Source organism: Comamonas koreensis, assembly GCF_014076495.1.
Classification (GTDB): domain Bacteria; phylum Pseudomonadota; class Gammaproteobacteria; order Burkholderiales; family Burkholderiaceae_C; genus Comamonas; species Comamonas squillarum.
Genome location: NZ_CP043575.1, coordinates 86,791 through 108,394, shown reverse-complemented (window position 1 = coordinate 108,394; position 21,604 = coordinate 86,791). Strand labels below are relative to the sequence as shown.

Sequence of the window (21,604 nt, the reverse complement as noted above, 5' to 3'; positions counted from 1 at the left end):
GCACCCAGGCCATTGCACTCCTTCGGCATGAACCTCCCTTCCCGTCCACGACAACCCTCCCGGGCCGCCACAGCGCCCAACACCAACCAGGGCCCCAGCCTGTCCGCCCAGCTGCTGGCGGTGGCGCGCGCCTTGCAGGATGTGCGCCAGGGGCAATCTGCCCGCGCCGTGTTGGGCGGGGTAGAGCCCGCGCTGCGCGCCGGCGTGCAGGCCTTGCTGATGGATGTGCTGCGCGTGCTGGGCACCGCAGAAGCCGTGCGTGCCGAGCTGGCCCCGCGCAAGCCTGCCAGCGCGGTCGATGCCTTGCTGTGCACGGCGCTGGCCTTGCTGCTGCCCGAGGTGCCGCGCTACGACGCCTTCACCGTGGTGAACCAGGCGGTGGATGCGGCCAAGAAGCGCTCGGCCACCAAGTCGCAATCGGCCTTCATCAATGGCTGCCTGCGCAGTTTTTTGCGCGAGCGCGATGACCTGCTGCGCGCCGTGGCCCAGGAGCCGGTGGCGCAGTACAACCACCCGCAGTGGTGGCTGGGGCGCCTGCAAAAGGACTATCCGCAAGATTGGCAGGCCATTGTGGCGGCCAACAATGCGCAGGCGCCGATGGCCTTGCGCGTGAACCTGCAGCGCTGCAGCCGCGCCGATTACCTGGCGCTGCTGGATGAAGCGGGCATCGAGGCCGTGGTGGGCGTGGGCGAGGCCGGCCTGGTGCTGACGCGCGGCGTGCCGGTGGACCAGCTGCCGCAGTTTGCGCAGGGCTGGGTCTCGGTGCAGGACAGCGCCGCCCAGATGGCCGCGCCGCTGCTGCTCGATGGCTTGCAGCCGCACGATGGCCGCGCGCTGCATGTGCTCGATGCCTGCGCCGCGCCCGGCGGCAAGACCGCGCATCTGTTGGAAGCCGCCACGCCCCAGCGCCCCATCGACATGGTGGCGCTGGAGATCGATGCCAAGCGCGCCGAACGCATTGGCGATACCTTGGCGCGGCTGTCACTGCAGGCCGATGTGGTGGTGGCCAGCGGCAGCGAAGTGGCCAGCTGGCTGCCGGCGGTGCAAGCGCGCCACGGGTTGCAGCAATTTGATGCAATTTTGTTGGATGCGCCTTGCTCGGCCTCGGGCATCGTGCGCCGCCAGCCCGATGTGCGCTGGCTGCGCCGCGCCACCGACATCGCGCAGCTCGCCGCCATCCAGCGCCAGCTGCTCGAAGCCCTGTGGCCCCTGGTCGTGCCCGGCGGCCGGCTGCTGTACTGCACCTGCTCGGTCTTCCATGAAGAGGGCGAGGGCCAGGTGGCGCAGTTCCTCCGCCGCCACGCCGATGCCCAACGCCTGCCTGCGCCAGGGCATTTGTTGCCACAGTTGCGCGAGGCCGGTCACAATAGCCTGGGCAGCCTGGCGCGCGACCATGACGGTTTTTACTACGCGCTGCTGCACAAGCCGCTTCGTTGAGCCCGTCCGTATGCGATTGATCCACCATTTCCTCCTTGCGCTGATGCTGTGCTGTGCCGCAGCGGCACCGGCCATGGCGTCGGAGAATGAGAAAAAGGTCGAGCTGCAGCTGGTGCGCAATGCCGACGGTGCCTTTGCCACGGTGGCGCTGCAGTTTGCGCTGCCCGACCAGATCGAAGATGCCCTCAACAAAGGCGTGGCGCTGTACTTTGTGCAGGAGGCCGAGGTCATCTCCGAGCGCTGGTACTGGCGCGACAAGACCGTCAAGAAAACCGCCCGCTACCTGCGCGTGAGTTACCAGCCGCTGACCCGGCGCTGGCGCCTGCATGTCTCGAGCATGCCGCTGACCGACGCCGGCGCGGTGACCTCGCTGGGCCAGAGCTTTGACAGCCTCGAAGAAGTGATGCTCGTGGTCAAGCGCGTGCGCAACTGGAAGATCGCCAGCGCCGATGAGCTCGCAAGCGATGTGGACTACCTGGTCAAGTTCAGCTTCCGGCTCGACAGCAGCCAGCTGCCGCGCATCTTCCAGTTCGCGCCGTTCAGCAATGGCGGCCTGAACCTGCAGCTCAGAAGCCAGCTGCCGCTGCCCGAGGCGAGCGCGCCGTGAAAATCGAAAAGTCATCGTCGATGCGCGTGGCCTACACGCCCAGCCGTGCGCGCTGGTCGGTGATCGTTGGCCTGTCGGCGATGATCGGCATCGGCCTGGTGCTGCTCTTCTTGCTGTCTTTCGCCACCAACAACCGCGTGCTGTACGAGCGCTACTACGGCGTGCTGCTGGGCGTGAACATCGGCGTGGCCTGTGTGCTGAGCATGGTGGTGCTGTGGGGCGTAGTCATCCTGGTGCGGCGCCTTGTGGCCCGGCGCTTTGGCAGCAAGCTGCTGCTCAAGCTGGCTGCCACCTTTGCGCTGGTGGGCGTGCTGCCCGGCGTGGTGATCTATTTCGTCTCCTACCAGTTCGTCTCGCGCTCGATCGAGAGCTGGTTCGATGTCAAGGTCGAAGGCGCGCTGGACGCCGGGGTCAACCTCGCGCGCATCACGCTCGACACCACCTCCACGGCGATGGCCGAGCGCACCCGCACCGCCAGCAGCCAGCTGTCCCAGATATCGGATGCCGCATCGGGCCTCGTGCTCGAGCGCATCAAGGACCAGCTCGGCGCCGATGATGTGGTGCTGTGGTCGGCCAGCTCCCAGGCCATTGCCAGCACCGGCCAGTCGCGCTTTGTGCTCAACCCCGACAAGCCCTCGGCCGCGTTGCTGCGCACCGCCACCCAGCAGCAGCGCGCCTATCAGATCGATGGCCTCGAAGAGGTGGCCGACATCAACGGCGCCATCACCGGCGACCCGTCCAAGGTGCGCGTCAAAACCCTGGTGCAGGTCGCCAATGGCGATGTGGGGGTGATCCCCGACGGCCGCTTTTTGCAGGCCACCATGCCGCTGCCAGCGGCCTTGGTGGTCAACGCCCTCAAGGTGCAGGAGGCCAACCGCGAGTACCAGGAACGCGCGCTGGCGCGCGACGGCCTGCGCCGCATGTACATCGGCACGCTCACCTTGAGTCTGTTCTTGGCCGTTTTCGGCGCCGTGGTGCTGGCCGCCTTGCTGGGCAACCAGCTGGTGCGCCCGCTTTTGGTGCTGGCCGAAGGCGTGCGCGAGGTGGCATCGGGCAATCTGCGACCCAAACCGGTGCTGCCCAGCAAGGACGAGTTAAGCGGCCTGACCCGCTCGTTTGCCGAGATGACCCAGCAGCTGCTCGACGCGCGCCGTGCGGTCGAGCGCGGCATGCGCCAGACCGATGAGGCGCGGCAGAGCCTGCAGACCATTCTGGACAACCTTACCGCCGGCGTCATCGTGCTTGATGCCCAGGGCGTCATCCACTCCAGCAACCCCGGGGCCACCCGCATTCTGCGTGCGCCGCTGGCCGCCTTTGAAGGCCGCCCGCTGCGCGATCTGCCCGGCCTGCAGGCCTTTGCGCAAGAGGTGGACCGGCAGTTTGCCCGCCTGCACGATGTCACCGACGAGCACTACCTGGACCACTGGCAGCAGCCCTATGAGCTCCATGGCGACAGCCAGCTGCCCAACCAGAACAGCATCAACCTGGTGGCGCGCGGGGCCACCTTGCCCGACAACCGCCGCCTGCTGGTGTTTGACGACATCTCCGAAATCGTCTCGGCGCAGCGCGCCCAGGCCTGGGGCGAGGTGGCCAGGCGCCTGGCCCATGAGATCAAGAACCCGCTCACACCGATCCAGCTGTCGGCCGAGCGGCTGGAGATCAAGCTGGGCAACAAGCTCGAAGGCCAGGACCAGGCGATTTTGAAAAAGTCTGTCACCACCATCGTCGACCAGGTCGATGCGATGAAGCGCCTGGTCAACGAGTTCCGCGACTACGCCCGCCTGCCGGCCGCCGAGCTGCAGTCCATCGACCTCAATGCGCTGGTGATGGACGTGCTGCATTTATATGGCGCGGAAAATGCTGTCGTACCGGTGGAGGCGGAGCTGGACAGTGCGGCCCCACGTATCATGGGCGATGCGCAGCAGTTGCGGCAGGTCATCCATAACTTGCTGCAAAATGCGCAGGATGCAACGCAACAGGCCTGGGTGGGCAAGGAGGCATCAGCACCGGCGGTGCGGATCTCCACCCGGTTCAGTGGCAACAGCAAACGCGTGCGTTTGACAATTGCTGACTGCGGTTGCGGTTTTCCAGAACATATATTACAAAAGGCATTTGAGCCCTACGTGACGACCAAGCCCCGAGGTACCGGCCTGGGCCTGGCCGTCGTCAAAAAAATTGCGGACGAGCATGGCGCTCGCGTAGAAATCTCTAATCGAGTCGAGGGGGAAAAAATCTTAGGTGCCCAAGTGTCGTTATCATTCTCTATCGAAAAAGAGTTGATGATTTGAAATAACTCTCACACCTGCTGCACTGGATTTTCAAAAAATATGGCAAATATTCTGGTTGTCGATGACGAATTGGGAATTCGGGATCTCCTGTCGGAGATCTTGAACGATGAAGGCCACAGCGTGGACGTTGCGGAGAACGCCACACAGGCGCGCTTGGCCCGCAACGAAAGCGGCTACGACCTGGTGCTGCTCGACATCTGGATGCCCGACACCGATGGTGTGTCGCTGCTCAAAGAGTGGTCGATGACCGGCCTGCTCACGATGCCCGTGATCATGATGAGTGGCCACGCCACCATTGATACCGCCGTCGAAGCAACGCGCATTGGCGCGTTCTCTTTTTTGGAAAAGCCCATCACGATGCAAAAGCTGCTCAAGGCAGTAGAGCAGGGCTTGCAGCGCAATGTGCCCGCGCCCGCCGCAGCCCCGGCGGCTGCCGTTCCGGGCAAGGTGGTGCCAACTTTCACCCCCACAGGCTACAGCGCCCCGGTGGTTGCCACCGTGGCCACCGCAGCTGCAGCGGACGCCGCGCCCAATGCCCACCAGGGCTTTGATCTGGACCGGCCGCTGCGCGAGGCACGGGACGGCTTCGAGAAGGCCTACTTCGAATTTCACCTGGCGCGCGAAGGCGGCTCGATGACCCGCGTGGCCGAGAAGACCGGCCTGGAGCGCACCCACCTCTACCGCAAGCTGCGTCAGCTGGGCGTGGACCTGAGCCGCAATAAAAAGAACTGATTTCAGTTTTTTGAAAAAGCGCCCTTTTTTTCGGGCTATAATTCAACTCGTGGGCCCGGTAGCTCAGTTGGTAGAGCAGCGGATTGAAAATCCGCGTGTCCGTGGTTCGATTCCGCGCCAGGCCACCAAAACAACAAGCCTCTGCATCAAGTCTGGTGCGGAGGCTTTCTTGTATCTGCTGATCTCTGGGCGAGTTCCTTTTTCGCGCTATAATGGCTGGCTTGATGGCCCGGTAGCTCAGTTGGTAGAGCAGAGGATTGAAAATCCTTGTGTCGGCGGTTCGATTCCGTCCCAGGCCACCAGATTCATGCACAGAAGCCCATCCCTTGCGATGGGCTTTTTGCTTTCCGCAAGAAGTTGGGCAGCAACTCAATGTCCAAGTTGCTTGCCTCCAGTAGCGAGCTCTTAAAGGGTCAGCAATCGACCCATTGCCGTCCTTCAAGAAGAAACGAAGCGGCTGCTAGATTGGCCTCAAAGGAATTCGGGACTATCTGCCATATGTCTTAGATGCTGCCTTGGTTGACCCGCTTAGACAGATCCTGGGCGCGTTCGCGGCGCTCGCTATATCGATTCACCAAATAGCCCGAACAGTCACGGGTGAGCAGTGTGAATTTAACCAGCTCTTCCATCACATCCACCACCCTTTCGTAATAGGGGGAAGGCTTCATCCGGCCAGCCTCATCGAACTCCGCGAATGCCTTGGCAACGGACGACTGATTAGGGATGGTGATCATGCGCATCCAGCGGCCCAGCACGCGCATCTGGTTGACCGCATTGAAGGACTGCGAGCCGCCCGAGACCTGCATCACGGCCAATGTCTTCCCTTGTGTAGGCCGCACAGCTCCGACAGACAAAGGAATCCAGTCAATCTGCGCTTTGAGAATGCTGGTCATGGCACCATGGCGCTCTGGCGAAGTCCAAACCATACCCTCTGACCATTGGGCCAGCTCACGCAACTCTTCAACCTTGGGATGGTTATCCGGCGCACCATCAGGTAAAGGCAAACCGCTTGGATCAAAAATCCTAGTCTCGGCACCCATCCTGCACAGCAGTCGCGCCGCCTCTTCGGTCAGCAGCCGGCTGTAGGAGCGCTCACGAACGGAGCCATACAGCAGCAGAATGCGAGGCGCATGCGCCGCGCGCTGTGCGGGCAATATGCCGTTAAGGCAGGGCTTTTCGAAAGCTCGTTCATCGAGGTTCGGTAGATCAGAGTTTGCCAATTCGATTTCCATTTGAGTCAATGACGGCTTCTCCGTCTTCTTTGGAGAATGAGGCCTGCTGAGGCTGCGGCAGGATGTCCAGCACAGCCTCTGATGGGCGGCACAGGCGGGTTCCCAGCGGGGTGACCACGATGGGACGATTTATCAGGATGGGGTGCTGGAGCATCAAATCAATTAATTCCTCGTCCGTCCATTTGGAATCGCCCAAGCCAAGTTCGTCATACGGCGTACCTTTTTGGCGCAACAGCTCGCGCACTGGCGTTCCCATAGCTTGGATCAGGCCCACGAGGGTGGCGCCATCAGGCGGAGTCTTGAGGTATTCAATGACCGTAGGCTGCTCTCCGCTGTTGCGGATCAGCGCCAACACATTGCGGGAAGTGCCGCAAGCGGGGTTGTGGTAAATCGTGATATCGCTCATGGCGGTTGATCTCCGTTGCAAAGGTTCATGAGGCCAGGCTGAGCCGTAGGGCCAGCGCTGCAAGAGTGATAAGCAGCACGGGCATGGTCAGCAGCGCACCGACTTTGAAGTAGTAGCCCCAGCCAATGCTTGTGCCTTTCTTGGCGAGCACATGCAGCCAAAGCAACGTGGCCAGGCTGCCAATCGGCGTGATCTTGGGGCCGAGGTCGCAACCGATCACATTGGCGTAGACCATGGCCTCCTTGACTGCCCCGCTGGCCGTGGAAGCATCGATAGACAGGGCACCTATCAGGACAGTTGGCATGTTATTCATGATCGAGGAAAGAATCGCAGACAGAACTCCCGTACCAAGTGATGCGGTCCACACGCCACCAGCTGCAAATTGGTTCAGCAGCATCGCGATGTAATCCGTCAGACCCGCATTGCGCAGCCCATAGACCACCAGATACATACCGAGCGAAAACACAACGATCTGCCAAGGCGCACCGCGCAACACTTTACGCGTGCTGATCACAGGGCTGCGTGCCGCCACCACCAACAAGATCGCGGCAGCGACCGCTGCCACAGCGCTGACGGGAACGCCCAAGGGTTCTAGCGCGAAGAAACCCACAAGCAGCAAGACCAGGACGATCCAGCCAGCGCGGAAAGTGGCAAGGTCTTTGATGGCTTCTGAAGGCTGCTTGAGTTGATCGAGCTTGTAGCTTGCAGGAATGCTTCCCCGGAAGAACAGCAGCAGCACACCAAGGCTGGCCAGTATCGATACCACCGTGACCGGCACCATCACCGATGCGTAGTCGTTGAACCCGATCTTGAAAAAGTCGGCTGAGACGATGTTGACCAGGTTGGAGACGATCAGCGGGAGGCTGGCTGTATCGGCGATGAAGCCTGCCGCCATGACAAACGCCAGCGTTGCAGCAGCGGAGAAGCCCAGTGCGACCAGCATTGCCATCACGATGGGGGTAAGAATGAGAGCAGCTCCGTCGTTGGCGAAAAAGGCTGACACGGCAGCGCCCAACAGCACCATCAAGACAAAGAGCTTGAAGCCTCTGCCACCACCCCAGCGAGCAAAGTGCAACGCAGCCCATTCAAAAAATCCTGCTTCATCCAGCAACAAGCTGATGATGATGACCGCGACAAAGGTCGCCGTGGCATTCCAGACGATGTTCCAGACCACGGGAATATCGGCCCAGTGCACAACCCCCAACAGCAGTGCGATACCGGCCCCCAGCGAGGCGCTCCAGCCAATGCCCAGGCCGCGTGGCTGCAAAATCACCAGAGTCAAGGTGAAGATGAAAATCAGAATTGCCGTCAACATGATGAACTGCACCTGGCAAAGACAGCTTCAGCAAGGACACGAAGCCGAGGCACTTGGCGTGCAAACCTTGCCCTGACAGCAGTTTTCGACGAGGTAGGCGAGCAGGCCATTCATCGCGGGAAACGCTGCACGATAGAGCAAATTGCGCCCTTGTCTTTCCTGACTCACGAGCTCTGCGTGGGAGAGCTCTTTGAGGTGAAACGACAGTGCGTTGGGGGCTATACCTAACTGTTCGGCCAATGCACTGGGAGTCAGACCTTCAGGCCCTGCGACGACCAATGCACGAAAAACGCGCAGGCGTGCTTCATGGGCCAGAGCAGAGAGGGAACGGATAACTTGAGCTTCTTCCATATATCAATCATACAACAAATGTTGAATGATTGATTTACTCATTTTTGACAGCAAGTCTTCGTTTGCAGGATGGCAGCATTCACAACAGATGTCTGCTTGTGGCCGTAACCGGACCGCCCACCTGACCTTCAACTCCACCCCACGTGTCGCTGCTGGAGTAGGCATAGCTACTCGAAAAGCCGCCAACATCCTCGCTCAAGTTGAGATGTGCCTAAACCCTGAGCAGCCTATCCAGTGCTAGCCCTGGTCTGACCTTGCAAATCTGGCACCAGCGAGCAAACAAAATCACATCGACGTAGTTCTCTCCGCGCTCCAACTTGGAGACGTAAGACTGCCCGACTCCTAACTCCGCTGCCATATCTGTTTGCGTCAGTCCGGCCTGCACGCGCAAGGCTCGAAGGGCTGCTCGCAGCGCCTCGTAATCTGCGTGATACAGGGATGTAGACATCCACGCATCGTCTAGTCGAATATGGAATAGTCGTAACACGACTGAATAGATTACGATTGATTGACCGCGGAGCCCTTACAAGGCCAGCAAAACTCAGATGAGACATTGATGTACGGCTTTTCCCACCCATGGCTGATGCTGAAGGCCTCTGTCGGCGTCACAGGGAGATGAGAAGAAAGACGTGGGGGCATGAACTGCATCAGCCTTTGCACTTCGTCATCGCGCTAAGGCGCCCTGTTTGTCACTGTCCATCTACCTATCCACCAACCACTAAGGAGTCAATTGAATGGAATACGAATACAAGGTCATCGATGTTGCGGATGGCGCGATCAGTTCATTTCTACTGGGCGAAGGCCGCATCGAGACTGAGGTGCTTGAGGCCTATATCAATGCCATGGCCTCAGAGGGCTGGCGCTTGGTGTTCATGGAAAAGGTCATGCAGCGGCATCTCGTTGTTACTGACCGGGAAACCTTGATGGTGACGTTCGAGCGCCGTGTGCCCGAGTCTGAAAGAGCGGCCAGATCATCGCGCTGCATCGATGACGTGATCCGTGCCGAAGAACTGGCCAAGCGAAAGGGTCGCAATGCTGCCATCGGCGCGGCTGGAATGGTCGCTGGATCTGCAGTTGCTGGTTCAGTGCTTAGCAATCTTTTAAACAGCGAGGAATAAATTGGACCTGAACCAAAAAATTGCACAGCGGCGGGCCGAGTTGCAGCAAGAACAGGCTGCAGAAATTTCCCGTAGGAGGGAAGAGGCGCGGCAACAAGCCATCGAGAAGGAGACTGAGCTTAAAGAGCTTGAGGAGTTGGCTGCAAAAGAGGCAGTAGCTCGCATCCAGGCTATTGAGGCCCAGCTCTCAGGCTCTAAATCAGGTGCCCCTATGTTCCCAGCCTCTGAGCAACGAGTGAGCGAGCAAGCGGACAAGAAGGTCGATGCTCATATCCAGAAGTTAGCACTAGCCAGATTCACTGGTGTACAGGAGCTGTTGTGCGCCATCTTCTTCATGTCTGGAATCTGGGGCTTCTTTGAGGCGTGGTGGCTCGGCTTAGGCCTATGGGTCGCTGGCGGTATTTACTTTTCCAGGGTGACGTCGAGCTATGAGACACAGATCAAGGGTGAATTAAACCAAAGGGGCAAAGAATGAAAAGAGTTTCGACAGCAATCATGTTCATCGGCATCGCCATGCTGACATGGGCGCTAGGAAATGATGTCAGTGTGGAGGGTATGAGGGGCAGCAGAGTGATCAACTCGGGCCTGATGCATGACCGACTAGTCAACATCATCTTGAGCCTGGCATTAGCTCTGTGTGGGCTGCTGCTCAAGATTTTCGGAGCCCATCTGAACACGGGCTACTGGCATGCTATCGATCAACTGCCAAGAGCGGAATACTTTGCAAGAATCGTCACCACTCTGGCGGCCTCTGCGTGTGTCTGGGTGCTGGTGCCGATGATCTTGTGGCCAAGCACTTTGGTTGGAATTTTGATCCTGACGGCAATTGGTTGGTGTGCCTTTCTTCCCAAGCCTAGCTACATGGTACTTAAATGGATCTGGTTGACGGTGCTGCTGCTGGCTGTCGGCCTACTTGCTTTTCATGTTATTTCTATCCAAGCCAACTGGGTCAACATGCTCACGTACTTTTTGATCGATAAGGGAGTGGGTATCGTGGGCACAGGCAAGCTGAACCCCATACTGGCCGTTCTTGTGGGCACTCCGATTCTGGTCTCTATGGCCGGGTTTGCTATCGCAGCACTCAAGTCCCGCAATCACTAATAGCACCAATTGCATGGCGTCATTGACGCTTTATTGACCCGCCCTGGAGCGATCCTCGGCGGGTTTTCTTTTATCTACTCGAAGGAGTTCTATGCACATTTATGCAAACACTGCATCTTTTCAAAGAGCCTGCGCTGCTCGCCAAGGGTCTGAGCTGGGCGACCTGATTGGCTTGCGCGTTGAAGAGCTGGCGAGATATGGCATGCCGGATCTGTCAGGCCTCGTAAAGATCGTCGTGCTGGAGCCAAGTGACGTCCCCGAGCAGGTTTACCGGGTGCTGGGCTTCTCGCTGCTGGATCGCCCCTGCGATGCTGCTGAGAGTCATCTTGAATGGTATGAGCTGACCCTGGTCCTGAGCGACGATGGATACGGTGTCGTGATCTATGTGCCCAAGCACCCAGACCTCAGTCAGGAACTGAAGGACTACTGCATTTTTCAGATCGGCGTGCTATGAGCCAAGCCACGAAATTTCCCCCTCACAGCCGCCCATCCGGGCGGTTTTCTTTTGCACGCGGGGGTTTTGCCACCTTATTTGAAAGGCTTCCCTCTCATCAACTAACGAAGGAACATCAATGACAGAAACTGACGAAGAAATACCAACCATCAAAAGCTTCTACATCCATGACTGCCCATCTCTGTCAGGAAAAAGCACCCTGACCTATGTGGTCGGAACAGACGCAGTAGCTAACACCTTGCATCTGGCCATCGTTGGCAATACAGGAAATGGTCTGTGGTTCAAGGGCTGGAGTTTGGCCTCAGAGATCGAAGCCTTGGTGGCAGACAAGCAAGGTCTCACCGCCAAGAGTTTTTGCAATCTACACCCTGGTCGCTCCGTCAACACGGGTGGCTTCATCTTGGCAGCACTGGCTGATCTGGGACTGGTGCAAGCCAATCCATTCAATCGGAACCAGTACGAACACAATTCCAAAGCCACATTTGAGCAGGTCGTCGCAGCCCGGATGCGCATTCAAGAGCCAGAAGACGCTCGACCTCGGCGCAAAAGGGCAAAGGAGATTGTTTGACGGTCGGCTTGCTCGCTGCCCTGGTCACTGTCTTCGTGCTGGGACTCTGGTTCACCGTCACCCGGCCCATGGCTATTGCTGCAGCAGCAGCTCTCACTTTTATATATCCACTTCTTCTCGTATTTGTGCTCGCGGGCGTAGCTCTGGCGGTCTGGCACCGCTACCTGCGCTAATAACTTAAAGGAAATCTCATGAACTTCGAAGACTGCATTTTTGACGCCGCCCAACGTGCCCTGGATATGGACGGCCTGCCTGACCGCTTGCTGCCCCTGGTCATCCTGTCTGAGGTGGCGGCGCTGGCCGGCTCCGATAGTGTGCCCCAGGCGGGCGCGGGCTGGTGGTAAGTAGGGGGACCATCCTCCCGCCACGTGCGCTACGCCTGCGCCCAACCTGGGTACCACGCGAGGGTGCTACGGGTGTGTGAGCCCGCGCCGCGCCCCCGCTCTCCTCCGCCGGGTGCAGGAAGCGAGGTGGGGCTCGCCCGGGGTGCCGCAACGCTCGCAACAGCGCCACGATCTATCCCATGTCTTTCATGAAACGTTGCGGCGTTGCGGACGTTGCGGCAACAAGAGGACAGGGGGCTGTGTGTGGCGAGCAGATCCGGGTGAGCGAACTCACCAATGAGGGGCGACTTGGACCTTACATCCTCTATATATATTTAATTTTTTAAGAAATGGAGCGTGTATTCGCGGTCTGCATACAGCGAATCCAGGCAATGCTGCAGGTGCAAACCTTGTGGCTGAAATCTTAAAGTTCAACCACATAACTCCAAGAATGTCAAATTAAAAAGTCTATGTATTTTAGGGGTCTTTAGATCTTTATATCAACATGCATAGGTAGTTTCCTTAAGAAATTCTTTCCTTAGAGTTTATTTTTTACTTGCTGAAGGCGCTTTAGCTAGTAAGTTTTATTTTTTACTAGCGAAAGCGGGATGAGCTTTATTTTTTATTTTTCCTTCTGGAAGTGGCTTAGGCATTTAAAAATCTCTGAAGAGTTAAATTTTGTAAGTAATATTGAATTCGCATCAAATCGGGTCGAAAAAAATGTGTGCGATCATTGATTCAGATTTGCTGTCTGCACAAGGCAAATTAGGTTGGCCAACCGTGTGTAAGGTGCAAACCGTCTTTCGCAAGCGGCATGTTTAACCATTCAACATTCGGAATTTCAATGTCTAAAAAAATTCTTCAGCACAAGTCAAATACTGTCAATCTTTTATTTAAAGGTATTGATGCACCACGGGAAGGCGAATTTCAAGCGCGAGAACTTATAGCTGAAGTGATTGCTTTCATAAAAAGATATGCTTTTCTTTCTGATAGCTCAGCTCTCGCCACGGCACTGTGGATCTTTCATACGTGGTGTTACGAGTATTTTGAAAGATCTCCGTTGCTGCTAATAAATGCTCCAGAAAGAGCGTGTGGAAAAACGCAATTGTTGAAACTAATAAAGTTATTGGCTTTTGCGCCGCTAGAAACCGCGAATATTAGTACGGCATCGCTATTTAGGATAATCAATGAGCATCGTCCAACACTTTTAATCGATGAGGCCGATACCTTCATGAAAGGTAAGGATGAAATGGCAGGGATTATAAACAATGGATATGAAAAGGGAGGCTATGTCTTGAGAATGGAGTCTGATGCGAAAAGTGGAGAGCAGATATGCTGTGCGTTCCAAGTTTTTGGGCCTAAGGCACTAGCGGGTATAGCTTTGGAACGGCATTTGCCATCAGCCACGATGAGCCGTGGAATTCAGGTGCCAATGAAGCGCAAGACCAAGGATGACACCGTACAAAGATTGCGCAGTATGGATAAAGAAGAAGTTGCTTATCTGCGATCAGGTATCTTGCGCTTTATCCGTGATAACGCACTGAAGTTCGAAAGTACAACTATTATGTTACCTGAACAGCTTGGAGATCGAGAGCAAGACTGCTGGGAGCCTCTATTGACTATTGCTCACCTATTGGGGCATGAATGGGGCGAAAAAGCAACTGCAGCGGCATTGTTAATTTCCGCTGAAACTGAACCGCCTAAATCCTCTTCTAATCAGCTCTTGGAGGATATACGCGAAGTACTGCAAGATTATCAAGGAATGTATATTGCCTCAGCGCAACTGCTGGAATTACTTCACAATCATCTCGATATGGATTGGTGCCGATACAACCACGGACAGCCACTGAGTGCCCGCCAGTTAGCCAAGTTCCTTGCACCTTATGAAATTAAGCCAAAGACTGTACGTGTCGGGCCATCCAATACGCCAAAGGGATACGAAATGCGTCATTTTTTCCAGGCATTCGAGCGTTACCTGCCAGTGTTACTCACTCAAGACGAGATGGAAGAAACTCCAATCGCCTCGTCGTTTCCGCCAGCACGGCCGGAAAACGAATACCAACAAATCTTTTCTGCAGACGGCGACGAAAGCAACGAGCGATTGAAACCTTCAATTGTTGCGAGCGAAGATCCCTTCGCAATTCCTAAGTTGATGACAAAACAGAACACCCCGCAAACGGGTAAACCGCCAATCCCAAACTTTTAAACATCTAGTCCATTGGCAAAGGCAGAAGTCTATCGTCGCCTCTTCGGTGCGCTGAAGCGCCGCTTTTTAACTAAGTTGATGTTTTTGATGGCAGTGAATGCCATTGGTGGGGGTTCGCATCGGATCACGCAGCGTTGCTCCAAGCCCCTACTTTTTAAACCCTATACCTTACGGCGCACTAGTCGTATTAAGCCCCCTTTGTCAGGGGTGAGGTATGGCTGCGCCTTACTGCGGGCTCAGTGTCCGCATGTATGTCCATTTTCGAAAGGAGATCCTTATGCCTGTCGTTAGTTTTACCCCTGCCTTCATGGCTACTGGTCTGATATGCCCCTCAGACAAGAAGAAGATCGAGTACAGCGTGGCCGATGAACCCGGCCTATTTGTTGAGTGCCGCACATCTAAAACTGCTATTCCAACTTGGTATTTGCGCCTGAAAAATCCAAAGGGTACCAACTGCTACAAGAAGCTGGGCACGATCGAAGACCTGACCCTGTCGCAGGCCAAGAAAAAGGCAGCTCAGGTGCGAAGCGAGCATCAGATAGAGAAGAATGAGGAAGAGGCTATCAAGCAGACCCCAGGCTTGATGACCTTGGACAAGTTCTTTCATGACTACTACCTGCCGTATGCATCCCAGCACAAGCGATCTATCAATCGAGATGAGTCACTGTACCGAGTTCACATCGCGCCCAGGTTCAAGGATGTGCCATTGCAGTCCATTTCCCGGCTGGAGGTGCAGAAGTTCCACACTGACCTGCGCTCTCAAGGGCTCAGCCCAGCTTCTGCGGACCATGGGATCAAGCTAATGCGCCGGTTTCTCAATTTAGCCTTGCAATGGGACTTCATTGAGAAAAATGCGCTCAAGGGCATCAAGCTGTTTAACGTTGATAACCAAGTCGAGAACTATCTTGATGACGAGCAGCTTGCGCGTCTGCTGCATGTCCTGAAAACAGACTACAACCGACCGATCTGCCACATTTTGATGTTCCTGCTTAGCACAGGTGCCCGCTTGAATGAAGCACTAACGGCCACCTGGAAAAATGTCAGCGAGGAAGGTCGAGTATGGAAGGTCGAAGCAAAAAGATCGAAGTCCAAGAAGTCCCGTTCGATCCCCCTGAACGACTCTGCTTTGTGGGTCTTGGCCCAGCTGGATAGTAAAGAAAAATCAGACTATTTGTTTCCCTCTCCAGTCACTGCCAAGCCGTACACAGCTTTCACTTATCAATGGTACCGAATTAGAAAGCTAGCCGGACTGAATCTGCGCATTCATGATCTTCGCCACTCATTTGCCTCATTTTTGGTATCCAATGGACGCAGCTTGTTCGAAGTGCAGCAGATCCTTGGGCACAGTGATCCCAAAGTGACAATGCGGTACGCACATCTATCAGCTAAGACATTGCAGGATGCATCGAACGCGGGCTCGATGATCATCCCTTGTTCAGGGTAACAATCCTCCCTGACCTCCTGTGGACGGTCAGGGGAACTCTAAAAGGTTCGGTGCAGAAATCTGTCTTAGCGGGGTTGTCAGCTGCCTAAGCAGAGACCCTAAATGATAGTTTTAAACTATAAAGCGAGGAGAGTATTGTGAGAAATGTTCGTTGATCTATCGGCGGGGCTGCTAAACTGGATATTTGCCATCTCACCAGAATTTTATTGTGTACAAGCTCCGCGACTTCCAGTACTGCCAACTTCGCTAGGTTTGTTTTGCAAAGCAACAGAAAATGAATGAAATTGCACTTCTCCTTTGTGGTGACAAATCTGAAGGGACTGGGAAAATTGCGCTTGATCAGCTAGCGAGTTCGCTTCGAAAATTCTCCGTAAAAGCCTCGCACTTCCTGAATGAAGAAATCACAGATGAAGCCTTAAGCTTTGGACCTTTTTGCTCACGTGTTCTCCTTGAGAACGGCTGTGCCGCTTTAGTGGGACGACTCGACTCATTCCGCATGCTCTATCTAAGCGAGTTCCAAGCACAGCCACAGTATGAGGTGGGTAAGCGTGCGAAGTCCGCATTTGCTTGGTCAGGTGACGTGATGCCTGATGAGAAAGGTGCCCAAATTTTATGGAGTATTGATCATGAACTTCCTAAAATAAGTCGTGCACTTTTTTCTAAACACTTTGAGCATATATTTTGGAAGCCTGCATTAAACAAAATGCTTGATCACATTTCTGGTTTGGGTCACGACCCTCTACTATCTGATCTACTCAATATAGACCCAGATCGTTTCATCGATGAAACCAAGGGTAAAAGTGCTCAGCTGTATTCAACTCTTTCCAAAGGTGTACATTGGGAGTTCTTTACAACCGCCCTAGTATTTGATGAGGCAACTGTTAAAAGCTCAATTAGAGAGACATTTTTGCTTACAGCGAATTTGGGCCTTGTCTCCCATTTTGTCCATACTGCGTACGCCTCACTCACCCCTGATCAAGCGGTCAACTGCTATAAGTCTATTAAAGGGAGCCTATCTTGATTGCAGATAAAAATATAAACCTTGACTCTGGGCTTATCCTCGCAGCTGAAGAATGTCCATCAAGTCAGTTTGAAAAGTATCATAAATTTTCTTCGCATGACGAAGTAATCATTCGCAAGTTGAGCGCCCACGGCCCAGTTTTGGTTAGAGGCGGACGAGGTAGCGGAAAGAGTGCTTTATTGATTGAGGCGTCTAGACGGATGCGAGCCTCCGAGAATGTTTTTCCAGTTTATGTAAGTTTGCGTTACCTTCCTTTACTTCAGTCTGATGGTAGCGAATACATAGGTCATTTTTGTGTTCTTCTTTCTCAGGCAATCCAGCAAGAGCTTCGCGAACGGAAGCTGGAGTATCACTTTACAGATGCAACTGATCAAGTTTCTCTTCAGTTTAGCTTGACAGCTCTTGCGCAAGCATTGAATATGAGAATTGTTTTGTTGTTTGATGATGCAGCGCACATTGGACGCGAAAAGCCACTTGAAGTGTTTTTTGATTTATACCGAACTTTGTCGAGTAATCTTACATCTTGCAAGGCTTCAATATATCCCGGTGTCACGAAATTTGGCGTTCGATTTGATGTCTTCAATGATTCTACTGTAATTGATATTGGTCGATCCGATACGGCGTCTGTACCTGAATTTTTCCCCGATGTAGTTAAGGCTAGGTATCCGCGACTGTCTGAGCGCACAACCTTTTCCGATCGATTAGCACCTTCACAATTTGCTAATATTATTGGGCGTGCGGTAGTTGGAAATTTGCGTGGATTTATATTGGCGTGCAATCGATTTGATTCTAAGGAGAAAATAGGAATTCCCGAGGTTACCGAGTGTATGCTTGAAATGGCATCCGATTATTTTTGGCCGTTGATGGATGAAGTGGCGCCGAAGTTAGGAATCTATGAGGCGTTGATTGATCCTGCTAGAGAAGTTTTTGAGGTTATTGTAGACCATGCGACAAAAACAGTTAAAAGTAGCACCCGAGCTATTGCGCAGGACCGTATTCTGATTCATAGGCAGATGGTTAGCCCGTATCTAAAAATATTTGAAATTTTGGAGTACCTTGGCTTCGTCGCAAGACGTGAGGCATCTAGAGCGCTAAAATCCGGAGGTAGAGGGCCTATCTTTGCGATCAACTTATGCAGTCTGCTTGAGGAAACTCCAACGCGACGTCTAACATCTGACATGATTGATGAGTGGCTCCAAGCCTCCTCCGATCCTGCGGAATTGCATATTTCTGGAGCTTCATTTAGTGCGATAAAGTTGCCCGAACTGCCGGTTGAGACTGGGTTGGCAATACTGGATAAAGATATTCAGGTTCTTGGAAGGTCTTCCGCTTATCCTTATGGACTAACCGAGCCTATCATTCAACGGCTACTAGCTGCAGGAATGACAACTGTAGGGAAGCTTGCTAATGCTACGGATAAAGAACTTGACGATATTGACTATATTGGGGAGGTAAAAATTCAAGCTATTCGTGAAGTTGTGTCTCAGGCTATTTGGATGTGACCTGCATATATTCAAGAATTTTTGTGAGATATCGTGGCTAAGCTTATCATTCCAGCCGCTAGCGAAAATTTCGGAAGCGTAGAAGATTGAAGCTGGCGGAGTTCGGTTAAAATCGGCTGCACCTCTCCCCAGTTGGTTGATATACATGATGAAAATGAGATCGGTAGCTCGCGATTTTTGAATGGTTCGTTAGCAAGTTCGGACTGCCGGTAAATAAAGCGAAGAAAATTCTTAAAAATCTTTGGCTTTTGTTCTTTAATTCATCGATTTTTTTTGGATTGAAAATCCGCGTGTCCGTGGTTCGATTCCGCGCCAGGCCACCAAACGCATTCCCAAGCCCATCCTCTGTGATGGGCTTTTTTGCGTCTGGTGCGGGCTCAGCGGCTGGGCGGCGCCGTGCCGGCAGCTCGGTCAAGCAGCACTTGCTTGAGCCCTGCCGGGTAGAGCGCCGGGCCGCCCGGGGCATCGAGCGCCGCCAGGTCAAACCAGCGCGCTGTGCACAGGGTGCCGCTGTCTTCGTGAAAGCAGATGTGGTCCAGGTGCGCAAAGGGCGCTGCATCAAACACGACATTGGCGATAAACAGCACCTCGTGGCCTACCGCCCCGTGGTGCGTGTAGAGGTTCTCCATCACGATGGGTGGTCCCTGGACTTGCGCTTCCACGCCCAGCTCTTCCAGGAACTCGCGTTGCAGCGCTGCCTGCCAGCGCTCGCCAAACTCCACGCCGCCGCCAAGGGGGCGCACCCCTGTCAGGCGGCCCGCATCATCCATGACCTCGGTCGCCAGCAATTGGCCATTGCGCCAGTGCAGGCCAAGGGCTTTGACTTTGATGTGCTGGGGTGGTCGCCATGGGGTGACAGACATGCTTGTTTCTTGCTAAAGGCTAGGGCGTGCAGGTGTGGACGCTGAAGCGGGGTATTCGCTTCATCTATCCATCTCGGCTTCAAGGATTCAGGCGATCTCACTCAGCCAATGTGCCAGCGCTTTGCCCCGCTTTGTTTTGCTCATGGCTCCCAGGGCCAGTAGCAGCTGAGCGGAGTCATCATCCTCGCAGTACAGATAGGCCAGCGGCACTTGCAGCGCATCGGCGATCAGACGTGCCGTTTTGATGGGGGGCTCATGCGTGCCCAGCTCATAGCGGCTGATGCGCGCACGGCTTGCGGATTCATCGATGCCAATCAACACGCCCACTTTTTCTTGCGACCAACCCAAGTCTTCGCGTCGGGCTCGCATGCGGCGGCCTAGAACGGTCGAGGTAGGCGTAAGTAAGGAAGGCATGTCACGAGTCTCGTGACTTTGTGGTAAGCTGTCGTCACGAAAAACGTGACATGGAGAGGTGGGGAGGATATGGCTTGGGAAAGGCGCTCAAAAGGTGAGCGATGGATCTATGGCAAACGAGTGCGGCCTTGCGTTGAACCGGGGGCGTGGGCAGCACGCTGCAGTCCTGCGGTCGACAAGACGCCTAGATCAAGCACTGTGTGAACGCAGCCGCTCACAAAGCTGCTGCACGATACCGGTCACAAAGGCGCGGTCGGCCGGTTCCAGCTCGGAGAGCCAGGCGCTGATCCGCATGGCCTGGTCATCGGGGGCGGTGGAGCTGTGGGCGAGCAGATCGGCGATGCCCACGCGCAGTACCGAGGCAAGGCTTTCGAGCGTATGCAGTGAGGGCACGGAGGCTCCGCGTTCAAAGCGGCTGATGGTCTCGGGCTCCACCTGCAGGCGCTCTGCCAGTTGCGCCTGCGTCCATTGGCGCGACTTGCGCAGCTGGGCAATGCGCTGGCCCAGCAGTTGGGCCAGGGGCTTCTCGGCAAGCTTCTTATTGATCATATCTGTCTAGTTCAAATCCAACAGTTATGGTTGTGTGCCGGTGTGGAATGGGCCAGAATGCAATATGTGGAATCCAATGTAATTTCGCTATATATGGTGCGGCCGCCGGGCGCTGCCATGCGGCGATGCAGACCCGGATCCATGGCATCCGAGCATTCACACCACCCAATGAAAGGAAGTCAGCGCCATGCAGCAGGTCCGGCCGCAGAAGCGACATAGCCCAGCCGCCGATGGGAGGGCAGGCAGCGACGGTGCGATACAGACCGGCACCACCGCGGCAAGGCCTGCTCCCGGCGTGGCGGCGGCCCCCGTGCGCCGCCGGTGGGGCGCGATACAGATAGGCATTTGCGTGCTGTTCTTTGTGGAAGGTCTGTGGGGCCTGTACCTGGTGGGCTGGCCGGCGCTGAGCCTGTGCGTTCTGGGGGCGATGTACATTGCCAAGGTGGCCAGGCGCCATGGGGCGCCGCAAGGCAGCGGTAAGCGCTAAGCCCTCCACGCCCTCCGAATGAGGCGGTTGTTGGCACTGGGCATCACCAACCACAGCGATGGCGGCAGGAAAAAAGGCATGCGGACATGCTGCTCTGTGTATAAGACATGTCAACAAATCTAATTTCAGCCGCCCATGTAATATTTTGCAAGGCCAAGGGGCTACGATGGTTACAGATGACTACATCACCATCCCCACCGCCTGACCGGCCTGATAAGCCGCTCCAGGATCTTCTGCCGCCAGATCTATGGAAGCTGCTGGCCAGGCACGACATCACCACGCTGGCCCAGGTCGACGCACTGTATCCGGCCAAGCTGCTGAAAATCCACTACCTGGGGCCCGTGCGTTTTCGGCAGATCGAGGCGCTGCTTTTTCCGGGGCGGCGCTATGAGGTGCCTGTGCTGGCACCGATCGAGACAGAAGATCTGGATGGCACCTCACTCGAAGGCCTGGTGTCCCGGCGCGTATTGATCACCCTGCGCCGGCATGGCATCAAGACCGTGCAGCAGCTGGTCGCCGCCTATCCCCGGCGCCTGGTGGAGATAACGGGCTTTGGTATCAAGGCGCTGCGCGAAGTGGAGGCCACGTTTTTTGATGGGCAGCGCTTTGAGCCGATGAAATCAAGAAAAACCATAAGTAACACAATTAAGCAAAGATGATTATGATTTCATAAATATGGCAAATGGTTCAGAGATCCACCCCTCCACTTCACTAGACGGGAAGCTGCCTGCGCCATTGGTACGGATTCTGGTGCACCACGGCATCGATAGCGTCGAGGCGGTGCGCAAGGCCTACCCGCTGGGGCTGCTCGCGATCAAGGGCATTGGTCTGCTGCGGCTGCGCAAGATCGAAAAGGCCTTTTTGCCTGGCCAGTCCTATGTTCCCATGCACTCGAGGCCCAAGCTGCCCTTTGTCTCCGGCTCTTGCCTCAATGGCTCGCTGCCCGTGGCCATTGTCCGGGCACTGGCGCGCGGTGACATCACCACCCCCGAGCAACTGCGCCAGGCCTACCCGCATGAACTGCTCAAGATCCGCTCGCTGGGCGAGGGCTCGCTGCGCGAGATTGAACGGGTCTACTTCCCAGGCCAGCGCTACGTGCCGCCAGGCAACGGAAAAATCCGCTAATCGGGCGGTTGTCCATGTTGTCCTATCCGTAGCTAGGTGCATCGGATTTGGTTATGCGGTG

Annotated in this window: 26 protein-coding genes and 2 tRNA genes; 20 read left to right on the top strand and 8 right to left on the bottom strand. The window is 55.5% G+C overall.

Translation table 11 applies throughout. The features are described from left to right. The first annotated feature begins 27 nt into the window (after positions 1-27). The 6 genes from rsmB to F0Q04_RS00490 all read left to right on the top strand — a co-directional run bounded on the left by rsmB (position 28) and on the right by F0Q04_RS00490 (position 5,366). Positions 28-1,437: a 16S rRNA (cytosine(967)-C(5))-methyltransferase RsmB gene (gene rsmB / locus F0Q04_RS00515; RefSeq protein ID WP_182343965.1), complete on the top strand. Its 1,410-nt coding sequence runs from the start codon at positions 28-30 to the stop codon at positions 1,435-1,437. Between the two features lie 10 nt (positions 1,438-1,447). Further along, entirely contained in the window at positions 1,448-2,044 is a 597-nt protein-coding gene (locus tag F0Q04_RS00510; RefSeq protein ID WP_165841254.1) for a DUF4390 domain-containing protein, read from the top strand. A 20-nt stretch (positions 2,045-2,064) separates the two neighbouring features. Continuing rightward, positions 2,065-4,332: a sensor histidine kinase gene (locus F0Q04_RS00505; RefSeq protein WP_116927808.1), complete on the top strand. Its 2,268-nt coding sequence runs from the start codon at positions 2,065-2,067 to the stop codon at positions 4,330-4,332. A gap of 39 nt (positions 4,333-4,371) precedes the next feature. Further along, positions 4,372-5,064: a response regulator gene (locus F0Q04_RS00500; RefSeq protein ID WP_182343962.1), complete on the top strand. Its 693-nt coding sequence runs from the start codon at positions 4,372-4,374 to the stop codon at positions 5,062-5,064. Between the two features lie 52 nt (positions 5,065-5,116). Further along, positions 5,117-5,192: transfer RNA gene (locus F0Q04_RS00495), tRNA-Phe, on the top strand. 98 nt (positions 5,193-5,290) lie between these two features. Continuing rightward, a tRNA-Phe gene (locus tag F0Q04_RS00490) sits at positions 5,291-5,366 on the top strand. A gap of 201 nt (positions 5,367-5,567) precedes the next feature. On the opposite strand, the gene arsH is transcribed toward F0Q04_RS00490, so the two are convergent. The 5 genes from arsH to F0Q04_RS00465 form a co-directional block, all read right to left on the bottom strand. After that, complete coding sequence (gene arsH, locus F0Q04_RS00485; protein WP_232539622.1) at positions 5,568-6,284, bottom strand: arsenical resistance protein ArsH; 717 nt, start codon at positions 6,282-6,284, stop codon at positions 5,568-5,570. After that, the gene (gene arsC / locus F0Q04_RS00480; RefSeq protein WP_182343959.1) at positions 6,271-6,702 is read right to left on the bottom strand and encodes an arsenate reductase (glutaredoxin); all 432 of its coding nucleotides are present in this window, start codon (positions 6,700-6,702) and stop codon (positions 6,271-6,273) included. The genes arsH and arsC overlap by 14 nt, the downstream gene beginning before the upstream one ends. Before the next feature lie 25 nt (positions 6,703-6,727). Beyond that, a complete protein-coding gene (locus tag F0Q04_RS00475) occupies positions 6,728-8,017 on the bottom strand; it encodes an arsenic transporter (protein WP_182343956.1) in 1,290 nt (429 codons plus the stop codon). 27 nt (positions 8,018-8,044) lie between these two features. Beyond that, positions 8,045-8,368 (bottom strand): ArsR/SmtB family transcription factor, encoded by a 324-nt coding sequence (locus F0Q04_RS00470; protein ID WP_182343954.1) that lies wholly within the window; start codon positions 8,366-8,368, stop codon positions 8,045-8,047. 211 nt (positions 8,369-8,579) lie between these two features. Then, positions 8,580-8,816, bottom strand: a complete 237-nt coding sequence (locus F0Q04_RS00465; protein ID WP_182343952.1) for a helix-turn-helix domain-containing protein — start codon at positions 8,814-8,816, stop codon at positions 8,580-8,582. A 286-nt stretch (positions 8,817-9,102) separates the two neighbouring features. On the opposite strand from F0Q04_RS00465, the gene F0Q04_RS00460 reads away from it, so the two are divergent. The 11 genes from F0Q04_RS00460 to F0Q04_RS00410 all read left to right on the top strand — a co-directional run bounded on the left by F0Q04_RS00460 (position 9,103) and on the right by F0Q04_RS00410 (position 18,105). After that, on the top strand, positions 9,103-9,486 hold the full coding sequence (locus F0Q04_RS00460) for a DUF4177 domain-containing protein (protein ID WP_182343950.1): 384 nt from the start codon (positions 9,103-9,105) through the stop codon (positions 9,484-9,486). 1 nt (position 9,487) lies between these two features. Further along, positions 9,488-9,961, top strand: coding sequence for a DUF3784 domain-containing protein (locus tag F0Q04_RS00455; RefSeq protein ID WP_182343949.1), 474 nt, complete (start codon positions 9,488-9,490; stop codon positions 9,959-9,961). Positions 9,962-9,981: 20 nt separating this feature from the next. Beyond that, positions 9,982-10,587 carry a hypothetical protein gene (locus F0Q04_RS00450; RefSeq protein WP_182343947.1) on the top strand — a complete coding sequence of 202 codons (606 nt, stop codon included), beginning with the start codon at positions 9,982-9,984 and terminating at the stop codon, positions 10,585-10,587. Between the two features lie 91 nt (positions 10,588-10,678). Then, complete coding sequence (locus F0Q04_RS00445; RefSeq protein WP_182343945.1) at positions 10,679-11,041, top strand: hypothetical protein; 363 nt, start codon at positions 10,679-10,681, stop codon at positions 11,039-11,041. A gap of 118 nt (positions 11,042-11,159) precedes the next feature. Continuing rightward, entirely contained in the window at positions 11,160-11,609 is a 450-nt protein-coding gene (locus F0Q04_RS00440) for a hypothetical protein (protein ID WP_182343943.1), read from the top strand. Then, on the top strand, positions 11,606-11,782 hold the full coding sequence (locus F0Q04_RS00435; RefSeq protein ID WP_182343941.1) for a hypothetical protein: 177 nt from the start codon (positions 11,606-11,608) through the stop codon (positions 11,780-11,782). Before F0Q04_RS00440 ends, F0Q04_RS00435 begins: the two co-directional genes overlap by 4 nt. An 18-nt stretch (positions 11,783-11,800) precedes the next feature. After that, the gene (locus F0Q04_RS00430) at positions 11,801-11,953 is read left to right on the top strand and encodes a hypothetical protein (protein WP_182343939.1); all 153 of its coding nucleotides are present in this window, start codon (positions 11,801-11,803) and stop codon (positions 11,951-11,953) included. An 823-nt stretch (positions 11,954-12,776) separates the two neighbouring features. Then, positions 12,777-14,138 carry a DUF3631 domain-containing protein gene (locus F0Q04_RS00425; protein ID WP_182343937.1) on the top strand — a complete coding sequence of 454 codons (1,362 nt, stop codon included), beginning with the start codon at positions 12,777-12,779 and terminating at the stop codon, positions 14,136-14,138. 277 nt (positions 14,139-14,415) lie between these two features. Further along, a complete protein-coding gene (locus F0Q04_RS00420; RefSeq protein WP_182343935.1) occupies positions 14,416-15,582 on the top strand; it encodes a tyrosine-type recombinase/integrase in 1,167 nt (388 codons plus the stop codon). Between the two features lie 274 nt (positions 15,583-15,856). Continuing rightward, entirely contained in the window at positions 15,857-16,603 is a 747-nt protein-coding gene (locus tag F0Q04_RS00415; RefSeq protein WP_182343933.1) for a hypothetical protein, read from the top strand. Beyond that, positions 16,600-18,105 carry a hypothetical protein gene (locus F0Q04_RS00410; RefSeq protein WP_182343931.1) on the top strand — a complete coding sequence of 502 codons (1,506 nt, stop codon included), beginning with the start codon at positions 16,600-16,602 and terminating at the stop codon, positions 18,103-18,105. Before F0Q04_RS00415 ends, F0Q04_RS00410 begins: the two co-directional genes overlap by 4 nt. 377 nt (positions 18,106-18,482) lie before the next feature. On the opposite strand, the gene F0Q04_RS00405 is transcribed toward F0Q04_RS00410, so the two are convergent. The 3 genes from F0Q04_RS00405 to F0Q04_RS00395 all read right to left on the bottom strand — a co-directional run bounded on the left by F0Q04_RS00405 (position 18,483) and on the right by F0Q04_RS00395 (position 19,931). After that, a complete protein-coding gene (locus tag F0Q04_RS00405) occupies positions 18,483-18,968 on the bottom strand; it encodes an NUDIX hydrolase (RefSeq protein ID WP_182343929.1) in 486 nt (161 codons plus the stop codon). Between the two features lie 87 nt (positions 18,969-19,055). Beyond that, positions 19,056-19,337, bottom strand: a complete 282-nt coding sequence (locus tag F0Q04_RS00400; RefSeq protein WP_232539467.1) for a helix-turn-helix domain-containing protein — start codon at positions 19,335-19,337, stop codon at positions 19,056-19,058. A 234-nt stretch (positions 19,338-19,571) separates the two neighbouring features. Next, on the bottom strand, positions 19,572-19,931 hold the full coding sequence (locus F0Q04_RS00395) for a helix-turn-helix domain-containing protein (RefSeq protein WP_116927801.1): 360 nt from the start codon (positions 19,929-19,931) through the stop codon (positions 19,572-19,574). A gap of 349 nt (positions 19,932-20,280) precedes the next feature. Between F0Q04_RS00395 and F0Q04_RS00390 the strand changes: the two genes are divergently transcribed. The 3 genes from F0Q04_RS00390 to F0Q04_RS00380 all read left to right on the top strand — a co-directional run bounded on the left by F0Q04_RS00390 (position 20,281) and on the right by F0Q04_RS00380 (position 21,543). Continuing rightward, positions 20,281-20,418: a hypothetical protein gene (locus tag F0Q04_RS00390; RefSeq protein ID WP_182343927.1), complete on the top strand. Its 138-nt coding sequence runs from the start codon at positions 20,281-20,283 to the stop codon at positions 20,416-20,418. Positions 20,419-20,525: 107 nt separating this feature from the next. Further along, positions 20,526-21,077 (top strand): DNA-directed RNA polymerase subunit alpha C-terminal domain-containing protein, encoded by a 552-nt coding sequence (locus tag F0Q04_RS00385; RefSeq protein ID WP_116927803.1) that lies wholly within the window; start codon positions 20,526-20,528, stop codon positions 21,075-21,077. A gap of 16 nt (positions 21,078-21,093) precedes the next feature. Further along, positions 21,094-21,543, top strand: coding sequence for a hypothetical protein (locus F0Q04_RS00380; RefSeq protein ID WP_133248234.1), 450 nt, complete (start codon positions 21,094-21,096; stop codon positions 21,541-21,543). The last annotated feature ends 61 nt before the right edge of the window (positions 21,544-21,604 follow it).

What these genes read in the sequence shown, in the direction of transcription:
- rsmB (WP_182343965.1), top strand. Translation starts at nt 28, where the DNA reads ATGAACCTCCCTTCCCGTCCACGACAACCCTCCCGGGCCGCCACAGCG.
- F0Q04_RS00510 (WP_165841254.1), top strand. Translation starts at nt 1,448, where the DNA reads ATGCGATTGATCCACCATTTCCTCCTTGCGCTGATGCTGTGCTGTGCC.
- F0Q04_RS00505 (WP_116927808.1), top strand. Translation starts at nt 2,065, where the DNA reads ATGCGCGTGGCCTACACGCCCAGCCGTGCGCGCTGGTCGGTGATCGTT.
- F0Q04_RS00500 (WP_182343962.1), top strand. Translation starts at nt 4,372, where the DNA reads ATGGCAAATATTCTGGTTGTCGATGACGAATTGGGAATTCGGGATCTC.
- arsC (WP_182343959.1), bottom strand. Translation starts at nt 6,702, where the DNA reads ATGAGCGATATCACGATTTACCACAACCCCGCTTGCGGCACTTCCCGC.
- F0Q04_RS00475 (WP_182343956.1), bottom strand. Translation starts at nt 8,017, where the DNA reads ATGTTGACGGCAATTCTGATTTTCATCTTCACCTTGACTCTGGTGATT.
- F0Q04_RS00470 (WP_182343954.1), bottom strand. Translation starts at nt 8,368, where the DNA reads ATGGAAGAAGCTCAAGTTATCCGTTCCCTCTCTGCTCTGGCCCATGAA.
- F0Q04_RS00465 (WP_182343952.1), bottom strand. Translation starts at nt 8,816, where the DNA reads ATGTCTACATCCCTGTATCACGCAGATTACGAGGCGCTGCGAGCAGCC.
- F0Q04_RS00460 (WP_182343950.1), top strand. Translation starts at nt 9,103, where the DNA reads ATGGAATACGAATACAAGGTCATCGATGTTGCGGATGGCGCGATCAGT.
- F0Q04_RS00450 (WP_182343947.1), top strand. Translation starts at nt 9,982, where the DNA reads ATGTTCATCGGCATCGCCATGCTGACATGGGCGCTAGGAAATGATGTC.
- F0Q04_RS00445 (WP_182343945.1), top strand. Translation starts at nt 10,679, where the DNA reads ATGCACATTTATGCAAACACTGCATCTTTTCAAAGAGCCTGCGCTGCT.
- F0Q04_RS00440 (WP_182343943.1), top strand. Translation starts at nt 11,160, where the DNA reads ATGACAGAAACTGACGAAGAAATACCAACCATCAAAAGCTTCTACATC.
- F0Q04_RS00430 (WP_182343939.1), top strand. Translation starts at nt 11,801, where the DNA reads ATGAACTTCGAAGACTGCATTTTTGACGCCGCCCAACGTGCCCTGGAT.
- F0Q04_RS00425 (WP_182343937.1), top strand. Translation starts at nt 12,777, where the DNA reads ATGTCTAAAAAAATTCTTCAGCACAAGTCAAATACTGTCAATCTTTTA.
- F0Q04_RS00420 (WP_182343935.1), top strand. Translation starts at nt 14,416, where the DNA reads ATGCCTGTCGTTAGTTTTACCCCTGCCTTCATGGCTACTGGTCTGATA.
- F0Q04_RS00415 (WP_182343933.1), top strand. Translation starts at nt 15,857, where the DNA reads ATGAATGAAATTGCACTTCTCCTTTGTGGTGACAAATCTGAAGGGACT.
- F0Q04_RS00405 (WP_182343929.1), bottom strand. Translation starts at nt 18,968, where the DNA reads ATGTCTGTCACCCCATGGCGACCACCCCAGCACATCAAAGTCAAAGCC.
- F0Q04_RS00400 (WP_232539467.1), bottom strand. Translation starts at nt 19,337, where the DNA reads ATGCGAGCCCGACGCGAAGACTTGGGTTGGTCGCAAGAAAAAGTGGGC.
- F0Q04_RS00395 (WP_116927801.1), bottom strand. Translation starts at nt 19,931, where the DNA reads ATGATCAATAAGAAGCTTGCCGAGAAGCCCCTGGCCCAACTGCTGGGC.
- F0Q04_RS00385 (WP_116927803.1), top strand. Translation starts at nt 20,526, where the DNA reads ATGTCAACAAATCTAATTTCAGCCGCCCATGTAATATTTTGCAAGGCC.
- F0Q04_RS00380 (WP_133248234.1), top strand. Translation starts at nt 21,094, where the DNA reads ATGGCAAATGGTTCAGAGATCCACCCCTCCACTTCACTAGACGGGAAG.